Below are 15,536 nucleotides of genomic sequence, written 5' to 3'. Positions count from 1 at the left end.
CGTCGGGGTGGCGACCCCGGGACGGGCAAGATAGGACCGTGGAGCACGACGTCGACCTGCCGCCCGAGACGGGCGAGGGCCATCAGCGCGCCGCCGCCGTGGGCCACGGCCTCGGCACCGGCGCACGCGCGACGGGCCGTGGGCTGCGCGCGGTCGCCCGCACCACCGGCCGCTTCGGTCGGTACGCCGGCATGCAGGCCCGCCGGGCCGCCGATGCGCAAGGCGCCGGCCAGTCCGGCCTGAACCGCCTCCTGGAGCTCCACTCGGCCAACGCCGCCGGCGACGCGGCCGTGACCATCGCCCTGGCCGGCACGGTCTTCTTCGCGGGCGCCACCAGCGACGCGCGCGGCCAGGTCGCGCTCTTCCTGGGCCTGACGATGCTTCCGTTCGCGATCGTCGCGCCGCTGATCGGGCCGTTCCTCGACCGCTTCAACCACGGTCGCCGCTGGGCGATCGGCACCACGTTCGCCGTCCGGGCGTTCCTCTGCTGGGTGCTCGCCGGCGCGATCGCCAACGAGTCGGCGTGGTTCTACCCCGCCGCGCTCGGCGTGCTCGTCTCCTCCAAGGCGTACGGCGTGACCCGGGCATCGGCCGTCCCCCGGCTGCTCCCCACGGAGATCACGCTGGTCAAGGCCAACGGCCGGGTCGCGCTCGCGGGCCTGGTCGGTGCGGCGATCGGTGCACCGTTGGCCGGGCTGGCCGCGATCTTCGGGCCGGAGTGGGTGCTGCGCTACGCGTTCGTGGTGTTCGCGATCGGCACGGTGCTCGCGATCCGGCTGCCGCAGCGGGTCGACTCGAGCGCCGGCGAGACGGGCGTCTCGCAGGTGGTCCCGCGCTCGGAGCGGACCGGCCGGCGGACGCGCCGCGGCGTACCTCCGGCAGTGGCGTTCGCGCTGCGGGTCAACTGCGGCCCGCGCTTCCTCTCCGGCTTCCTGACGATGTACTTCGCGTTCCTGCTGCGCTTCCACCCGGTGCCGGGATGGACCCACGGTGCGGCGCTGCTGATCGCGCTGGTGATCGGTTCGGCCGGCGTCGGCAACACGATCGGCATCGTCGTCGCCTCGCTCGCCAAGAAGATCCGCCCCGCCGCGACGGTGGTCGCGGCGCTGCTGGCCGATGTGGCCGTGGTGATCGTGGCGGCGTTCTTCTACAACCTGCCGGCGCTGCTCGTGCTCGGTGTGACCGCCGGCCTCGCGCAGTACCTCGCGAAGGTGTCCCTGGACTCGACGATCCAGACCGGCGTACCTCCCGAGGCGCACGCCAGCGCGTTCGCGCGCGGCGACACCACGCTCCAGTTCGCGTGGGTGATCGGGGGCTTCGTCGGCATCGTGATGCCGATGAAGCCGCACCTCGGGCTCGGGATCGCCGCTGCCGTGCTGCTCGCGTGGGCGGTCGTCACCGTGGTGATGCCGCGGCTGGACGCGCAGCCGGAGCAGCCGCCGGTCGGCTAGCTGCTCAGGCCTCGAGCTCGGCGGCCAACGCGCGCAGCAGCTTGGCGACGGGCGCCGCGTGGCTGCGGTCGGGGTGGCGGCCGTGACGGTAGGCCTCGCCGACGCCGTCGAGCAGCCGGATCAGGTCCTCGACGATCGGGACCATCTCCTCGGGCTTGCGGCGCTTGGACTCGGCGCGGTTGCGGCTCACCGACGGCGGGGCGTCGAGCACGGTGACCTGGAGGGCCTGCTCACCACGGCGGCCCTGCGCGATGCCGAACTCGACACGCGTTCCCGGCTTGAGGTTGGTGACGCCGTCGGGCAGCGCCTCGGCGTGGACGTAGACGTCGGGACCCTCGGTCTGGGACAGGAAGCCGAAGCCCTTCTCGGCGTCGTACCACTTCACCTTGCCACTGGGCACGGCTCGACCTTCCTTCACACGCGGGTCGGCGGTGGACCCGCCGGAACTTCTGATCAGCCTAGTGCGGGCGGGTCAGGACTCCTGGACGACCTTCATCACCCGGTCACCGAAACGGACCTCGTCGCCGTCGATCAGCGTGCTCGGGCGGCCCGGGTTGAGCGGGCGCGCATGACCGCGGCGTACGACGAAGGAGCCGTTGGTCGAGCCGCGGTCCATCACCACGAGCGCGCCGTCGGCGGCGACCTGGAACTGGGCGTGGGTCTTGGAGACCGACATGTCGTCGGACGGCAGCGTGACCAGGTGGCGCACGGTCTCACCGGTGCGGGGCTCAGGACGGCGCCCGACGACGGCCAGGCCCTCGACGGCGAAGGACTCCCCCGTGTCGAAGCTGACCCGCCAGCGACGCTCGGTCGCGATGCGCCGCGGCGGGAGGTCGGCGGCGGCCGTGGTCGGCGCCGGGACCGCCGAGCGCGCGGCCGCGCTCGGGTGGGCGGGCTGCGGGGTCGGCTCGGCGGTCGGTACCGAGAGGTGGGCGATCGACGCGGGCGTCGGGTCGGGAAGCAGCCGCATCGCGGTGAGGTTGACGACCTTCTGCGGGCCCTGCTGGGGCGCCACCACCACCTCGCGGCGCGGGCGTGCGTCGACGACCATCGCGTCGCCGATCCGGTCGTGGGCCGAGCGTCGCTCGCCCTGCGGGTCACCGACCGCGGTCAGCGCCAGCGCCGCGCAACCGAGGCCGAGGGTGGGCAGACCACCGAGACCGAGCACGGCACCCCGCACCAGCGCCGGCCCGGCCCCGATCGGCCGGCCGTCGGTGCGGCGTACGACGCGAAGGCCGAAGGCCGCCTTGCCCACGGACGTGCCGAGCGTGCCGGTCACCACGGCCGCGATCGCCCCGAGGACGACCAGCGTGCCGACGAAGACCAGCACCGCGACCAGGACCGAGGTGTCCGCGAGCTTCCAGACCAGCACCGCGACGCCGGCCGAGAGCCCCCACCCGATCGCGCGGTCGACGGCGAAGGCGAGCAGGCGCGGCTCGAGACCCGCCGGCACCGCGCCGGTGGTCGAGGACGGCAGAGCCGCGTGTGACATCGATTCGCTCCCGAGATGCGAAGGTCAGGGGCGGCTGACCTGGATGGTGATCCCGTCGCCGAGGTTGACGATGGCGCCGGGAAGGAGGGGTACGGCGATGCCGGGCTTGAGGTCCTCCGGGGGCATGCCGGGCTGGGCGAGGACCGTGCCGTTGGTCGAGCCCATGTCCGTCACGACCGCGGTGCCCTGGTCGGCGCCGGTGCCGGGACGGACCTCGATGTGGGTCGAGGAGATCTCGTGCAGGCGACTCGGGACCGTGACCAGCTGGGGCTGCTCGGTGATGCTGAACCGACGGGCCTCGGGCGCACGGCCGATCAGCACGACCTTGTCGACCAGGATCGTCTGACCGTCGGACACCTGCAGCTTGGCGACCGGGCCCGCGCCCGGCGGGAGCGGCGGCGGGGGCGGCGGGGTCACCGGCATGGCGTGCGCGCCGGTCGGCGTACCGATCGGCGGCGGCGGGAGCGGCGGCGGGGTCAGGGTGTCGGCGTCGAGCGACGGCACCGGCGCGGCCGGCGGGAGGCCCGGCTGCGAGATCGGCCCGGACAGCGGGTCGCCGGCGAAGGTGGGCTCGGTCCATCCGTCGTTCTCCAGCGGCGAGAACTCAGCGGGTGCCTGCTCCGCCGGCAGGTCCATCAGCTCGGTCTCCGGCTCCTCGACGGGAGCCGGCGGCTCGGCGGGCTCGTCGACCGGCGCCAGCGCGAACGCCGGCGCGGCGCCGAAGGTCGGGACGGGCGCGGGGGTCTCGGCAGGCTCGGCCACCGGGGCGGACTCGGGGGTCTCGGCCGGCTCCACCACGCGGGCGGCCTCGGCTACGGGGGCGGGCTCGGCCAGCGGGGCGGGCTCGGCCAGCCGGGCGGGCTCGGCCACCGGGGCGGGCTCGGCCGCCGGAGCCACCGCGGGGCGGTCCAGGCGGGAGGCCCGGAACAGTCCGGAGGGAACGGTGAAGTCCGCGCCGGCAGCATCGTCGACGACGACGGAGACCGCGGTGACGCCCTCGATGGTGCGCTCGGTCCAGGTGCCACCGGCTGCGCCGTCGACGACGACCTCACCCTGGGCGCCGGCGACGGTGACCCGGACGCCCTCACCGCGCACCAGGACCCGGACCGGGCCGGCACTGGTGGAGACGAGCGCGAAGCCGGGCAGCTTGCTCAGGCCGGAGGCCAGCAGGGCGTCGAGGACCTCGTCGAAGGATCCGCCGCCGTCGACGAGCGACCAGAGCGCGCCGACGTACTCCTTCTGCTCGGCGGGGAGGAGGACGGCGACCTCGTCGCCGAGGACGGAGTACCAGGAGCCGGACCGGAAGGACCAGAGCTGGCGGTCGGACCCCTCGACCTGCTGCTCGTCGGTGTTGTTCGTGTTCATCTCGGTCATGGGAGTGCTCCCAGCTTCTCCTCCAGACTCAGACGCTCCGCATCCGAGTCGTACGTCGTGTCGTGGGCCAATCCCACCACATCGATGACGACCGCGGTCGCGTTGTCACGTCCACCGGCAGCCACCGCGGCCTCCACGAGCCTCTCCGCGGCGTTGCGCGGGTCGTGGGAGTCCTTCAGGATCTCGGCCATCCGGACGTCGTCGATCATGCCGTGGACGCCGTCGCTGCAGAGCATGATGCGCTCCGCGGTGACCAGCGGCAGCAGGAAGAAGTCGGGCTCGTGGTTGTCGGCACCGCCGAGCGCGCGGGTGATCACGTTGCGGTTGGGGTGGGTGTGCGCCTGCTGGGCGGTGAGCCGCCCGGAGTCGACCATCTCCTGCACCACCGAGTGGTCGACGCTGACCTGCTGGAGCTCCCCCTCGTCGTAGCGGTAGACGCGGCTGTCACCGACGTTGGCGAGCAGCCAGCGGGGCACACCGGAGCCCTCGAGGAGCACGGCGATGACCGCGGTGGTCCCCGAGGAGGCGTCGTACGCCGCGATGCGCTGCTGCACCATCGCCAGGATGGTCGCGACGGCCTGGGCGGCGGCGGGGTCGTCGAGGTCGCTGACCCCGCGCTCGGCAAGTCGCTCGAACTCCTCGATGACGAACCGGCTCGCGACATCACCGTGCTGGTGGCCGCCCATGCCATCGGCGACGACGAAGACCGGGGGCACGGCGAGGTAGGAGTCCTCGTTGACCTTGCGGACCAGGCCGACGTCCGTGGCCGCTCCGTGGTGCAGCTCGACGGTGCTCATCGGGTGGCTCCCAGCGGGGCGGATAGCGTTGCTCCCGTGGAGACCGAACGGCACCGATCGCTGGCAGACCAGCTGCGCTCGTGGGCCGACGCGGACGTCGCCCGCCTGCTTGCGGACCGACCCGACCTCGCCACTCCCGCTCCTTCCGACTTCGGTCACCTGGCTTCGCGAGCGACCGCTCAGAACTCGATCTCGCGCGCACTCGACATCCTGACGCGTGGCGAGCTCTTGGTGCTTGATGCCCTCGTGTCGGCGGGTCAAACCACCGATGCCGAACTGCGAGACCGGCTGGACGCGGAGGCGGCGTACGTCGACGGCGTGATGGCGCGCCTGCGCGGCCTCGCGCTCGCCTGGGACTCGCCCGAGGGGCTGCGCGCCGTCCGCGGCGCCGCCGACCTCCTGGCGGCGACCCCGTCGCTGCGGGACGGACGGGAGGGCCCGATCGACGTGGTGCCCGAGATCGCGACCGCGCCGGTCATGGCCCGGCTCGTCGACAACGCGGCGCTCGGCTCCGCCACGGACGTCGTACGCCGGACCGAGCTGCTGCTCGACTGGTGGGGCCTCCGTCCCGGGGCGGCGCTGCGCACGACCGGGCTGACCGCGCGCGAGCTCAAGGCGACGGCCGGCCACCTCGGCATCACCGAGCGTGAGGCGGCGGTGCTGATCGAGGTCGCGGTCGCGGCCGGCCTCGCGGCGACGAGGGCCGACAGCGACGGCAACCCGGTCTGGGTGCCGTCCGACGCCTACGACCGGTGGCGCGACGGAACGCTCGCCGAGCGCTGGACCCGGCTCGCCAAGGCCTGGCTGGCCTCGACCCGGCTGCCCTCGCTCGTCGGTGAGCGCGGGCCGGACGGGAAGACCTGGAACGCCCTGGTCCCCGAGCTGTCGGCGATCGGCATGCCGGAGGCCAAGTCGATGGCGCTCACCGAGCTCGCCGGGCTGCCCGAAGCGCAGGCGCTCGCCGCCGGCACCGGTCTCCCCTCCTTGATCGCCCGCCTCACCTGGCTGCGGCCACGGCGCCCCCGGACGCGTCCCGAGCTGATCGGCTGGGCCGTCGCCGAGGCCGCCCTGCTGGGCATCACCGGGGCAGAGGCGCTGTCGAGCTTCGGCCGCCTCCTCGCCGCGGGCGAGGACCCCGCCGAGCGGCTCGACGCGCTGCTCCCCCCGCCCGTCGACCACGTCCTGATCCAGGCCGACCTGACCGCGGTGGCGCCCGGTCCCCTCGAGTCGCCGCTCGAGCGCCAGCTCCAGCAGCTGGCCGACCTCGAGTCGCACGGCTCGGCCACCGTCTACCGCTTCACCCGCGACTCGGTCCGTCGCGCCCTCGACATCGGCTGGAGCGGCGCCGAGATCCACGCGTTCCTGGCCACCTCGTCGCGCACCGAGGTCCCGCAGCCGCTGTCGTACCTCGTCGACGACACCGTCCGCTCCTTCGGGCGGCTGCGCGTCGGCGTCGCCACGGGCTTCATCCGATCCGACGACGAGGTGGCGCTGGCCGAGCTGCTGCGCCACCCGAAGGCCCCGGCCCTGGGGCTGCGCCGGATCGCGCCGACCGTCGTCGTCACCACCACCCCGGTCGACGTACTCCTGCCGCGGCTGCGCGAGCTCGGCCTCTCCCCCGTCGTCGAGGGCGCCGACGGGGTCGTCCGCGTGGGCGCGGCCGACTCGCTGCGCGCCCGGACCCCGAAGTCGAGCGGCCCCACCGCAGCCGCGGGCGACGCACGCCGAGCGGCGCAGGTCGCGGTCGCACTGCGCCACCTGCGCGAGGGCGACGCCGAGGCCGCGGCCCGGCCGGCCACCTCGGGCTCCCCCGCCACCGCGCTCTCCGCCCTGCGCGACGCGATCGAGCGCGGCGCGACGGTCCGGATCGGGCACCTCGACAACCGTGGCCTGGTCATCGAGCGCGAGGTCCGGCCCGTCTCGGTCGAGGGTGGCCAGCTGACGGCGTACGACGTCGACGAGGCCGACATCGAGCGGCACTTCCCGATCCACCGGGTGACGAAGGTCGAGCCCGTCTCCTGAGGGCTGCAGGTTTCCCAAGGGATGCAGCCGAACCTGCACTCCCCCAGCGTTGCAACCACGGGGATGCGCAGGCTTCCCTGCATCCCTTGGGAAACCTGCAGGACCGTACGCTGGGTGGGTGACCGCCGGACCCCTCATCGTGCAGAGCGACAAGTCCCTGCTGCTCGAGGTGGACCACGAGCAGGCCCAGGAGTGCCGCAAGGCGATCGCGCCGTTCGCCGAGCTCGAGCGGTCGCCCGAGCACATCCACACCTACCGGCTCACCCCGCTGGGCCTGTGGAACGCCCGCGCGGCCGGGCACGACGCCGAGCAGGTCGTCGACACGCTGCTGACCTACAGCCGCTACCCGGTGCCGCACGCGCTGCTGGTCGACGTCGCCGAGACGATGGCGCGCTACGGCCGGCTCACGCTGGAGAAGGACCCGGTCCACGGGCTCACGCTGCGCACCACCGACAAGCCGGTGCTCGAGGAGGTCCTGCGCGCCAAGCGGGTGCAGGGCATGCTCGGCGAGCGCCTCGACGAGATGACCGTCGCGGTCCACCCCTCCGAGCGCGGCAACCTCAAGCAGGCCCTGCTCAAGCTGGGCTGGCCGGCCGAGGACTTCGCCGGGTACGTCGACGGCGAGGCCCATGCGATCGAGCTCGCCCAGGACGGCTGGGAGCTGCGCTCCTACCAGGCCGAGGCGGCCGAGTCGTTCTGGCACGGCGGTTCCGGGGTCGTCGTGCTCCCGTGTGGCGCCGGCAAGACGATCGTCGGCGCGGCGGCGATGGCGCACGCCCAGGCGACCACGCTGATCCTGGTCACCAACACCGTCTCCGCGCGACAGTGGAAGGACGAGCTGGTCAAGCGCACGAGCCTGACCGCCGACGAGATCGGCGAGTACTCCGGCTCGGTCAAGGAGATCCGCCCGGTCACCATCGCGACGTACCAGGTGCTCACGCACAAGCGGAAGGGCGTGTTCCCGCACCTCGAGCTGCTCGACGCCCGCGACTGGGGCCTGATCATCTACGACGAGGTCCACCTGCTGCCGGCGCCGATCTTCCGGATGACCGCCGACCTCCAGGCACGCCGCCGGATCGGCCTGACCGCGACGCTGGTGCGCGAGGACGGCCGCGAGGGCGACGTGTTCTCCCTGATCGGCCCCAAGCGGTACGACGCCCCGTGGAAGGACATCGAGGCGCAGGGCTGGATCGCCCCGGCCGACTGCGTCGAGGTGCGCGTGACCCTGCCGGAGAGCGCACGGCTGGTCTATGCGACCTCCGAGGCCGAGGAGCGCTACCGCCTCGCCGCGTGCACGCCGGAGAAGATCGGCGTCGTGCGCTCGCTGCTCGCCCAGCACGCCGGCCAGCCGACGCTGGTGATCGGGCAGTACATCGACCAGCTCCACGAGCTCGCCGACAAGCTCGACGCCCCGGTGATCACCGGCGAGACGTCGGTCAAGGAGCGCCAGCGGCTCTTCGAGGGCTTCCGCACCGGCGAGATCTCGCTGCTGGTCGTCTCCAAGGTCGCGAACTTCTCCATCGACCTGCCGTCGGCCGAGGTGGCCATCCAGGTCTCTGGCTCGTTCGGGTCACGCCAGGAGGAGGCGCAACGGCTCGGTCGGCTCCTGCGCCCCGGTGCTCCCGGACCCGACGGCGAGCGCAAGGTCGCGCGGTTCTACACCGTCGTCGCCCGCGACACCGTCGACGCCGAGTTCGCCCAGAACCGCCAGCGGTTCCTCGCCGAGCAGGGCTACGCCTACCGGATCGTCGATGCGGACGACCTGTCGGTCTAGGACCGCCATCGCGGCGACCCTGGCCGCGGCCGGGGCGCTCCTGGCCGCCTGCGGCTCCTCGCCGGACGCGCGCCCGAGCGCGTCGCCGTCGATCACGATGATCGCGACGCCGACCCTGCCGCCGAGCGGCCGCCTCGACGTCGCGATGACCCAGTCGTCCCACGACCGCGCCCACGACCAGGTGCAGGTCCTCATCACCAACGGCACGGCACGCACGGTCCACCCGCAGCGGATGGTCTACCGCGACGCCCGGCTGACCTCGCCGATCACCGCCGAGCGGCTCCGCGCGATGCCGCCGACCTCGCATCGCCAGTTCCCCCTGCCCCTGCCCGCACCCCGCTGCGACGGCCCGCGCCCGGCCCGCACAGGGGGCTCCGGAACCCTCACGATCACCGCCGCGGGCCGCGTCACCGACCGACCCGTGACCGATGTCAACGCCGATCTCGGACGGTACGTCGCCGCCGAGTGCTTCCGGCTCGCGGTGACCCGGATGGTCCGCCTCGCGTGGTCACCGGCCGTGACCGGTGGCAACCTCACGCTCGACGTACGCCGGACCGGCGTACCCGGCCGCGTGCGGCTCCTCGCCGTCAACGGCACATACCTGTTCGGGCCCGAGCACGGCGGCGCCTGGGCACCGCGGACCACCCTCGGCAACGACGACGTGCGTCTTCCCGTCGAGCCGGTCCGCTGCGACGGCCACGCGTTCTCCGAGGGCGGCACCGCCGCGACGTTCCGGCTGACCCTGCGCGCGGAGGGCGTCACCGGCAGCTTCGAGCTGCCTATGAGCGAGGCGGGCAAGCGGGCGCTGATCGCCGACGGCCTGCACACCTGCGGGCTGGACTGAACCGACCGGTCAGTCGGTCTCGCCGGCGAACTGCTCGTGGTTGCGGATCACCTCGGCGATGATCACGCCCAGGATCTGCTCGGCGAAGTGCGGGTCGAGGCCGGAGGTCTCGGCCATCGTGCGCAGGCGGGCGATCTGCACGGCCTCGCGGGCCGGGTCGGCCGGCGGCATGCCGGCGGTCGCCTTCAGGCGCCCGACCTGCTCGGTGCACTTGAAGCGCTCGGCGAGGAGGTGGACGAGTGCGGCGTCGAGGTTGTCGATGCTCGACCGGAGTCGGAGCAGCTCGGCACGTGCGGCGTCGGCGGTCATGGGTCAATCCTGCCGCACGCGCGGCGCCGGATCGATCAGGCTTCCAGCTGGAGCGACAAGACGTGCGCGTCGGCGCGGTAGATCGTGCGCGACAGCTCGATCGGTCGCTCGCCCCAGAGCGCGCGCCGCGACTGGCGCAGGACCGCCGCCCCCTCGTCGAGCTCGAGCAGCCTGGCGTCGTCCGCGGACGCACCGGCCGCACTGATCGCGTCCTCGACCCAGCTCGGGCGGCGACCGCGTCGCTGCAGGTCGGCGTACAGGCTGCTGGGGAGGTCCCCGTCGAGGAAGTCCGGCACCAGCACCTCGTTGAGGAACGTGTCGGTCAGGCACAGCGGCCGGCCGTCGGCGAGCCGGAGCCGACGCCACCGGATGACCTGGCTTCCCGGCTCGACCTCGAGCGCCTGGGCGATGCGCAGCGGCGCGGGGCACCGCACGGCCATGATGCTGCGTGACTCGGCGACCTGGCCGCGACGCTCGAGCTCCTCGCTGAGACCGGTGACCCGGGTGCGGACGCGCTGGCGGCGCGCGACGAACGTGCCGCGGCCGGGGAACCGCTCCAGGACACCCTCGGACACGAGGGCGTCCAGGGCGTGACGGACGGTCATGCGAGCCACGCCGAAGCGGTCGACCAGGTCGCGCTCGGACGGTGCGGCGGCACCGGGCGCGCTGTCCGCGACGAGAGCACGGACGTATTCGCGGATCGCCACGTGCTTGAGCGCCGTCGTCTTCAACCTGATCCCCCTGGACAGTTCCTCGGCCAGAGATTAGGGGCGGGAGCACCGGCCCCGTCGCAAAACGGAAAAGATTTACCCGCCAGCGGCACGCGGCCGCTCCCGAACACCTGTTCGATCTCGTGCTAGCGTCCGAGCATGGACTTCCAGACGGCCCTCTTCGCCCCGGAGGCGGACGCCGGTCCCGGGTGCGAGGCGATCGAGCGGATGCCGCTCACCGACGGGGCCTGGATCGACGTCGCACGCGACTGGCTCCCGGGCGCTGACGACGTCTTCGCACGAATGGTCACCGACGTCCCCTGGCGCGCGGAGCGGCGCCAGATGTACGACCGCGTCGTCGACGTACCGCGCCTGGTGCACACCTACATGATCGGCGAGGACCTCCCCCACGACGCCTTGACGCAGGCCCGCGAGGCGCTCTCCGCCCACTACGCCGACGAGCTCGGCGAGCCGTTCCGCACGGCAGGCTGCTGCTACTACCGCGACGGCCGCGACAGCGTCGCCTGGCACGGCGACACCATCGGTCGTGGCAGCACCCAGGACACGATGGTCGCGATCGTCTCGCTCGGGGACCCGCGTCGCCTCTGCCTCCGGCCACGCTCGGGCGGCGAGAGCATCGCCGTCGAGATGGGCCACGGCGACCTGGTCGTCATGGGCGGCAGCTGCCAGCGCACGTGGGAGCACGCCGTCCCCAAGGTCGCCTCGGCCGGCCCGCGGATCTCGGTCCAGTTCCGGCCGCTGAACGTCTTCTAGGGCGTCGCCTGCGACGTCGGGCTCGCCGCGGCCGTTGAGGTCGTCGGGCTGCCGGTCGTCGGGCTGGGCGGCTCGGACGGCGTCAGGGTCGTCGACGGCTTGGGCGTGGACACCGGTGTGGACAGGGTCGGCGTCGGCTGGACGGTCACGGTCGTGGTGACCGTGGGCGGCGCGGGAGCCGGCTGGTGCCCGCCCTTGTGGAACACCTCCACGACCGTCGTACCCCGCGTGTTGTCACCACCGAACATCGCCGAGATGCTCCGCCCGGCGAGGAGCTCGACGGCGCTGATCGTGACGAGCGCGAACAGGAAGACCGCGGCCGCCATGACCAGCAGCCGGCCCCACGGCAGCGCCCAGCGCTGCGGAGCCTCGGGCGAGGGCGCGGGCACCATCAGGTCGACGGAGTCGGCGGCGACGTCGCCGGCCTCAGCGGCCTGCTGGGCGAACCCGGCCCGGAACAGTGCGGCCGCCTGAGCGGCCGCCTTGCGGTGGCTGGTCTCGATGCCGCGCTTGTAGAGCGCGGTCGTGACCGTGGCGGTGACGCTGCCGAGGGCCGCCCCGACCAGGGTCCCGGCCGCACCCAACGACGACAGCACGACCGCGACCGTGACGGCCGCACCGGCCCCGGCGAAGACCAGGGGCCAGTCGATCGCGCCCTTGCGCTCGCCGGGGTGCCTGCTCAACTCAGGCTTCGGTTCCGTGGGCCTTGATGAAGGCCAGGATCTGCTCGGAGAGCTCGGGACGGCAGACGATCACGTCGGGGAGGTAGACGTCGTCCTGGTTGTAGCGCAGCTCGCTGCCGTCGACGCGGCTGGTGAACAGCCCGGCCGCGCGGGCGACGGCGACCGGGGCCGCGGAGTCCCACTCGTACTGGCCACCGGCGTGGACGTAGGCGTCCGCGACGTCACGCACCACGGACATCATCTTCACGCCGGCCGAGCCCATCGGGACCAGCTCGGCGTCCAGCTCGGCGGCCAGCGCGGCGACGAAGGCCGGCGGACGGCTGCGGGAGACGGCGATGCGCGGGCGTTCGGCGGTGCCCGCCGGGACGACCGGCGGGGTGCCGGTGTTGAAGGTCTCGCCGATGACCGGCTGGGCGACGGCGCCGACGGTCAGCTCGCCGTTCTCCCAGAGGGCGACGTGCACAGCCCAGTCGTCACGCGGCGGCTCGGAGAACTCGCGCGTGCCGTCGAGCGGGTCGACGATCCACACCCGCGAGGCACTCAGGCGGGCCTTGTCGTCCTTGCCCTCCTCGGAGAGGACGGCATCGTCGGGACGGTACGTCGCGAGCAGCTCCATCAGCAGGTTGTGCGCGGCGAGGTCGCCGGCGTCCTTGAGCTCCTTGCCCTGCAGACCCTCCTGGCGGACCTCGAGCAGGCGCTGCCCGGCGGCCTCGGCCAGCCAGGCGGCGAGCTGGTGGTCGTCAGCGACGACCTCGGGGGACGGCGTACCGGCGTCGAAAGTCACGGCGTCAGCCTAGGGCGTCGCGACGTCCGGGGTCGCGCGGACCGGTGCCCGGACCGCGGATTTCGCCTCGGCGGGGCGGAGCCGCCAACGGCTGGCGGCGACCACGAGGACCCCGACGCTGATGGCCAGCGCTGGTCCGGTGAGCAGGGCGGCGTAGTAGCCGCGCTCGACTCCCCAGGCCGCACCGAAGACCGCCCACAGTGCCGCAGTGACCGGAAAGGCGAGCTGGAGGCAGCCCAGGTAGACACCCCAGTCCCGGCGCGCGCTCAGGTCGGCCGCCGCCCTTCGGCAACGGAGCGACACGAGCGTCACGATCGCCGCGGCGACCCACCAGCAGCAGCTCACCCGGTCGAGGCCAGAGAAGTGTTCGGCGTACTGCCAGCCGAGCGCAGCGACGCCGATGACGCAGAGGGCCGCGAAACCGGCCCGTGCCACCGGCGAGAGCTCTCGAGCAGCCAGCCGTGGAGACCGTGGCGCCGGGACGAAGCGGGCCACCACGATTCCGGACGAGGGTGCGAGGAAGGCGAGGATCCCGGCCCCGGCCAGGTTGCTGACCTCCTGGGTGCCGTGCGGCCACACGACGCCGAACACCAGGTAGCCGAGCCGGAGGAAGGGTGCAGTGCACAGCAGCGCGAAGGCGTAGGTCATCAGGATCCGGTGCGGCCCGACCTGCCGTCGACGGATCGCGATCCATCCCAGGACCGTGCCGATGAGCGTCCCGACGGCGAGGGCCCACAGCTGCGCGTTGAAGGCTGGACCGTCGAAGGTCCCCGACGGTCCGACCGCCACGAGGAAGGCCATCGCCGCGGACATCGCCACCACGACGAGCGTGACCTGGACCCGGCCCAGCCAGCGGTGGACCACGATCCGCCGGCGGCTGCGCGCGCTGATCTGGAACACGGCGACGAGGATCGCGAGCGCTCCGAGGGTCGTGTGCATCACCATCACCGCGGCGTGCTGCCGATAGTGCTGGTCCTGCACCGCGTGGATCGATCCCGCTCCCAACGCTTGGCCGCTGCCGGCGATCCCTGAGTAGACGTGGTCCCACAGCTGCGGGCCCGGGCCGAAGAACCGCGCCATGTACTCCAGTGCCATCGGCGCGTAGAGCACCACCCAGCAGGCGACGGCGATCCAGCCGATCCTCGCGAGCCGATCTCGGGTCAAGGGGAGCCTCCTGTATAACGGTCGTTATGAGCAAGGATCCCATGGCGTCCGCCGGCGGCCAAGTCGACCGGCGCCAGTCCCTCGTCGCCGCTGCCGCTCGGGTGCTGGCCGACCAGGGGCCCGCCGGCTTCTCCGCGCGCCGCGTGACGGCAGTCGCCGGGACCTCGACGATGGCGGTCTACAGCACCTTCGGCTCCATGGAGACGCTGTTGGAGGCAGTCGTCGACGAGGGGTTCCGGCTGCTGGAGGAGCGCTTCACCGCGGTCGCGCCCACCGAGGACCCGCTGCGCGACGTCGCCGAGCGGACGATGGCGTACGTCGGGTTCGCCGCCGAGCACCGCGACCTGTACGGCGTCATGTTCGGCACCACCCCCCTGGGGCGCTACCGGCGTACCTCTCCCGACCAGCTGCGCGCCGGGCGCGAGGGCACCCTGGACCGGATCGGGGCCGATCTGGCACGCGCCGCCGACCTGGGCCGGATCTCCCGACGCCCGGAGGCGAACCCGTCGTTCCTGTGGTGGAGCAGCGTCCACGGGTACACCCTGCTGGAGACCAGCGGTCACGTCCGCCCCGAGACCGGTCGGCAGCGCATCCTCGCCGAGCTGCTCGTCACTCTGTTCGCCGGGCTCGGCGATGACGCCGAGCGTGCGTCCGCCTCGGTGGCGGCGGGCCTCGCAGCCGCTGAGATCAGGAGTTGAAGCGCTGCTGGGCCTTCTCGAGGCCCTCGGTGATGATCGACTCGACCGCGTCGGCGGCGGTGTCGATCTGGAACGGCAGCTCCTTGCGCTCGACCGTCGAGTAGTTCGACAGCACGAAGTCGGCGACCTCCTGGCGACCCGGCGGGCGGCCGATGCCGGCCCGCACGCGGTAGAAGTCGCCGGTGCCGAGCGAGGAGCGCATCGACTTCAGGCCGTTGTGGCCGTTGTCGCCGCCGCCGAGCTTGGAGCGCAGGGTGCCGAAGTCGATGTCCAGCTCGTCGTGGATCGCGATGACGTGGTCGGGCGCGATCTTGTAGAAGGTGCACAGCGCCTTGACCGGGCCGCCGGACTCGTTCATGTAGGTGTGCGGGCGCGCCAGCACCACCCGCGGACCGCCGGGCTGGAGGCGGCCCTCGACGACGTCGGCGCGACCGACCTTGTGGCGCTTGAACGAGCCGCCCATGCGCGCGGCGAGCTCGTCGGTGACCAGGTAGCCGATGTTGTGCCGGTGTCCGGCGTACGTCGGGCCCGGGTTGCCCAGGCCGACGACGAGCCAGACCTCGGTCTCGGTCACTCGGGCTCCTGGTCGTCGTCAGAGGTCTCGGCGGGCTCGACCGCCGAGGTCTCGGCAGGCTCGTCCACCTGGGAAGGGAAACTCCC

Annotated in this window: 16 protein-coding genes; 6 read left to right on the top strand and 10 right to left on the bottom strand. The window is 73.1% G+C overall.

The window, feature by feature from the left end; all coding sequences use genetic code 11:
• Window positions 1-38: 38 nt before the first annotated feature.
• The gene (locus tag ACYVJ3_RS05450; protein ID WP_460851501.1) at window positions 39-1,451 is read left to right on the top strand and encodes an MFS transporter; all 1,413 of its coding nucleotides are present in this window, start codon (window positions 39-41) and stop codon (window positions 1,449-1,451) included.
• Between the two features lie 4 nt (window positions 1,452-1,455).
• On the opposite strand, the gene ACYVJ3_RS05445 is transcribed toward ACYVJ3_RS05450, so the two are convergent.
• The 4 genes from ACYVJ3_RS05445 to ACYVJ3_RS05430 all read right to left on the bottom strand — a co-directional run bounded on the left by ACYVJ3_RS05445 (window position 1,456) and on the right by ACYVJ3_RS05430 (window position 5,114).
• Window positions 1,456-1,851, bottom strand: coding sequence for a cold-shock protein (locus ACYVJ3_RS05445; protein WP_460851500.1), 396 nt, complete (start codon window positions 1,849-1,851; stop codon window positions 1,456-1,458).
• 72 nt (window positions 1,852-1,923) lie between these two features.
• A complete protein-coding gene (locus ACYVJ3_RS05440) occupies window positions 1,924-2,943 on the bottom strand; it encodes an RDD family protein (protein WP_460851499.1) in 1,020 nt (339 codons plus the stop codon).
• A 24-nt stretch (window positions 2,944-2,967) separates the two neighbouring features.
• Window positions 2,968-4,317, bottom strand: coding sequence for an FHA domain-containing protein (locus ACYVJ3_RS05435; RefSeq protein WP_460851498.1), 1,350 nt, complete (start codon window positions 4,315-4,317; stop codon window positions 2,968-2,970).
• Complete coding sequence (locus tag ACYVJ3_RS05430) at window positions 4,314-5,114, bottom strand: PP2C family protein-serine/threonine phosphatase (protein WP_460851497.1); 801 nt, start codon at window positions 5,112-5,114, stop codon at window positions 4,314-4,316. Before ACYVJ3_RS05430 ends, ACYVJ3_RS05435 begins: the two co-directional genes overlap by 4 nt.
• 36 nt (window positions 5,115-5,150) lie before the next feature.
• Here ACYVJ3_RS05430 and ACYVJ3_RS05425 point away from each other — a divergent pair, with 36 nt between their 5' ends.
• The 3 genes from ACYVJ3_RS05425 to ACYVJ3_RS05415 all read left to right on the top strand — a co-directional run bounded on the left by ACYVJ3_RS05425 (window position 5,151) and on the right by ACYVJ3_RS05415 (window position 9,754).
• The gene (locus tag ACYVJ3_RS05425; protein ID WP_460851496.1) at window positions 5,151-7,136 is read left to right on the top strand and encodes a helicase-associated domain-containing protein; all 1,986 of its coding nucleotides are present in this window, start codon (window positions 5,151-5,153) and stop codon (window positions 7,134-7,136) included.
• 118 nt (window positions 7,137-7,254) lie between these two features.
• Window positions 7,255-8,910, top strand: coding sequence for a DNA repair helicase XPB (locus ACYVJ3_RS05420; RefSeq protein WP_460851495.1), 1,656 nt, complete (start codon window positions 7,255-7,257; stop codon window positions 8,908-8,910).
• On the top strand, window positions 8,888-9,754 hold the full coding sequence (locus ACYVJ3_RS05415) for a hypothetical protein (RefSeq protein WP_460851494.1): 867 nt from the start codon (window positions 8,888-8,890) through the stop codon (window positions 9,752-9,754). Before ACYVJ3_RS05420 ends, ACYVJ3_RS05415 begins: the two co-directional genes overlap by 23 nt.
• A 9-nt stretch (window positions 9,755-9,763) precedes the next feature.
• On the opposite strand, the gene ACYVJ3_RS05410 is transcribed toward ACYVJ3_RS05415, so the two are convergent.
• Together ACYVJ3_RS05410 and ACYVJ3_RS05405 are read right to left on the bottom strand one after the other, a co-directional pair.
• A complete protein-coding gene (locus ACYVJ3_RS05410) occupies window positions 9,764-10,063 on the bottom strand; it encodes a chorismate mutase (RefSeq protein ID WP_460851493.1) in 300 nt (99 codons plus the stop codon).
• 35 nt (window positions 10,064-10,098) lie between these two features.
• Window positions 10,099-10,794, bottom strand: a complete 696-nt coding sequence (locus ACYVJ3_RS05405) for a GntR family transcriptional regulator (protein ID WP_460851492.1) — start codon at window positions 10,792-10,794, stop codon at window positions 10,099-10,101.
• Window positions 10,795-10,932: 138 nt separating this feature from the next.
• On the opposite strand from ACYVJ3_RS05405, the gene ACYVJ3_RS05400 reads away from it, so the two are divergent.
• A complete protein-coding gene (locus tag ACYVJ3_RS05400; RefSeq protein ID WP_460851491.1) occupies window positions 10,933-11,547 on the top strand; it encodes an alpha-ketoglutarate-dependent dioxygenase AlkB in 615 nt (204 codons plus the stop codon).
• On the opposite strand, the gene ACYVJ3_RS05395 is transcribed toward ACYVJ3_RS05400, so the two are convergent.
• The 3 genes from ACYVJ3_RS05395 to ACYVJ3_RS05385 are packed head-to-tail and all read right to left on the bottom strand — an operon-like array spanning window position 11,544 to window position 14,178.
• Window positions 11,544-12,230 (bottom strand): hypothetical protein, encoded by a 687-nt coding sequence (locus ACYVJ3_RS05395; RefSeq protein ID WP_460851490.1) that lies wholly within the window; start codon window positions 12,228-12,230, stop codon window positions 11,544-11,546. The genes ACYVJ3_RS05400 and ACYVJ3_RS05395 overlap by 4 nt on opposite strands.
• Before the next feature lies 1 nt (window position 12,231).
• A complete protein-coding gene (locus ACYVJ3_RS05390; RefSeq protein WP_460851489.1) occupies window positions 12,232-13,014 on the bottom strand; it encodes a 3'(2'),5'-bisphosphate nucleotidase CysQ in 783 nt (260 codons plus the stop codon).
• Window positions 13,015-13,023: 9 nt separating this feature from the next.
• Window positions 13,024-14,178: a DUF2306 domain-containing protein gene (locus ACYVJ3_RS05385; RefSeq protein WP_460851488.1), complete on the bottom strand. Its 1,155-nt coding sequence runs from the start codon at window positions 14,176-14,178 to the stop codon at window positions 13,024-13,026.
• Window positions 14,179-14,204: 26 nt separating this feature from the next.
• Here ACYVJ3_RS05385 and ACYVJ3_RS05380 point away from each other — a divergent pair, with 26 nt between their 5' ends.
• Window positions 14,205-14,876, top strand: a complete 672-nt coding sequence (locus ACYVJ3_RS05380; protein ID WP_460851487.1) for a TetR/AcrR family transcriptional regulator — start codon at window positions 14,205-14,207, stop codon at window positions 14,874-14,876.
• Here the strand turns inward: ACYVJ3_RS05380 and pth are convergent.
• The gene (gene pth, locus ACYVJ3_RS05375; protein WP_460851486.1) at window positions 14,866-15,450 is read right to left on the bottom strand and encodes an aminoacyl-tRNA hydrolase; all 585 of its coding nucleotides are present in this window, start codon (window positions 15,448-15,450) and stop codon (window positions 14,866-14,868) included. The genes ACYVJ3_RS05380 and pth overlap by 11 nt on opposite strands.
• Between the last annotated feature and the right edge of the window lie 86 nt (window positions 15,451-15,536).

The sequence above is a fragment of the Nocardioides montaniterrae genome (assembly GCF_054782655.1).
The sequence above is the reverse complement of the archived record's forward strand: the minus strand, read 5'-3'. Positions and strand labels throughout refer to the sequence as shown.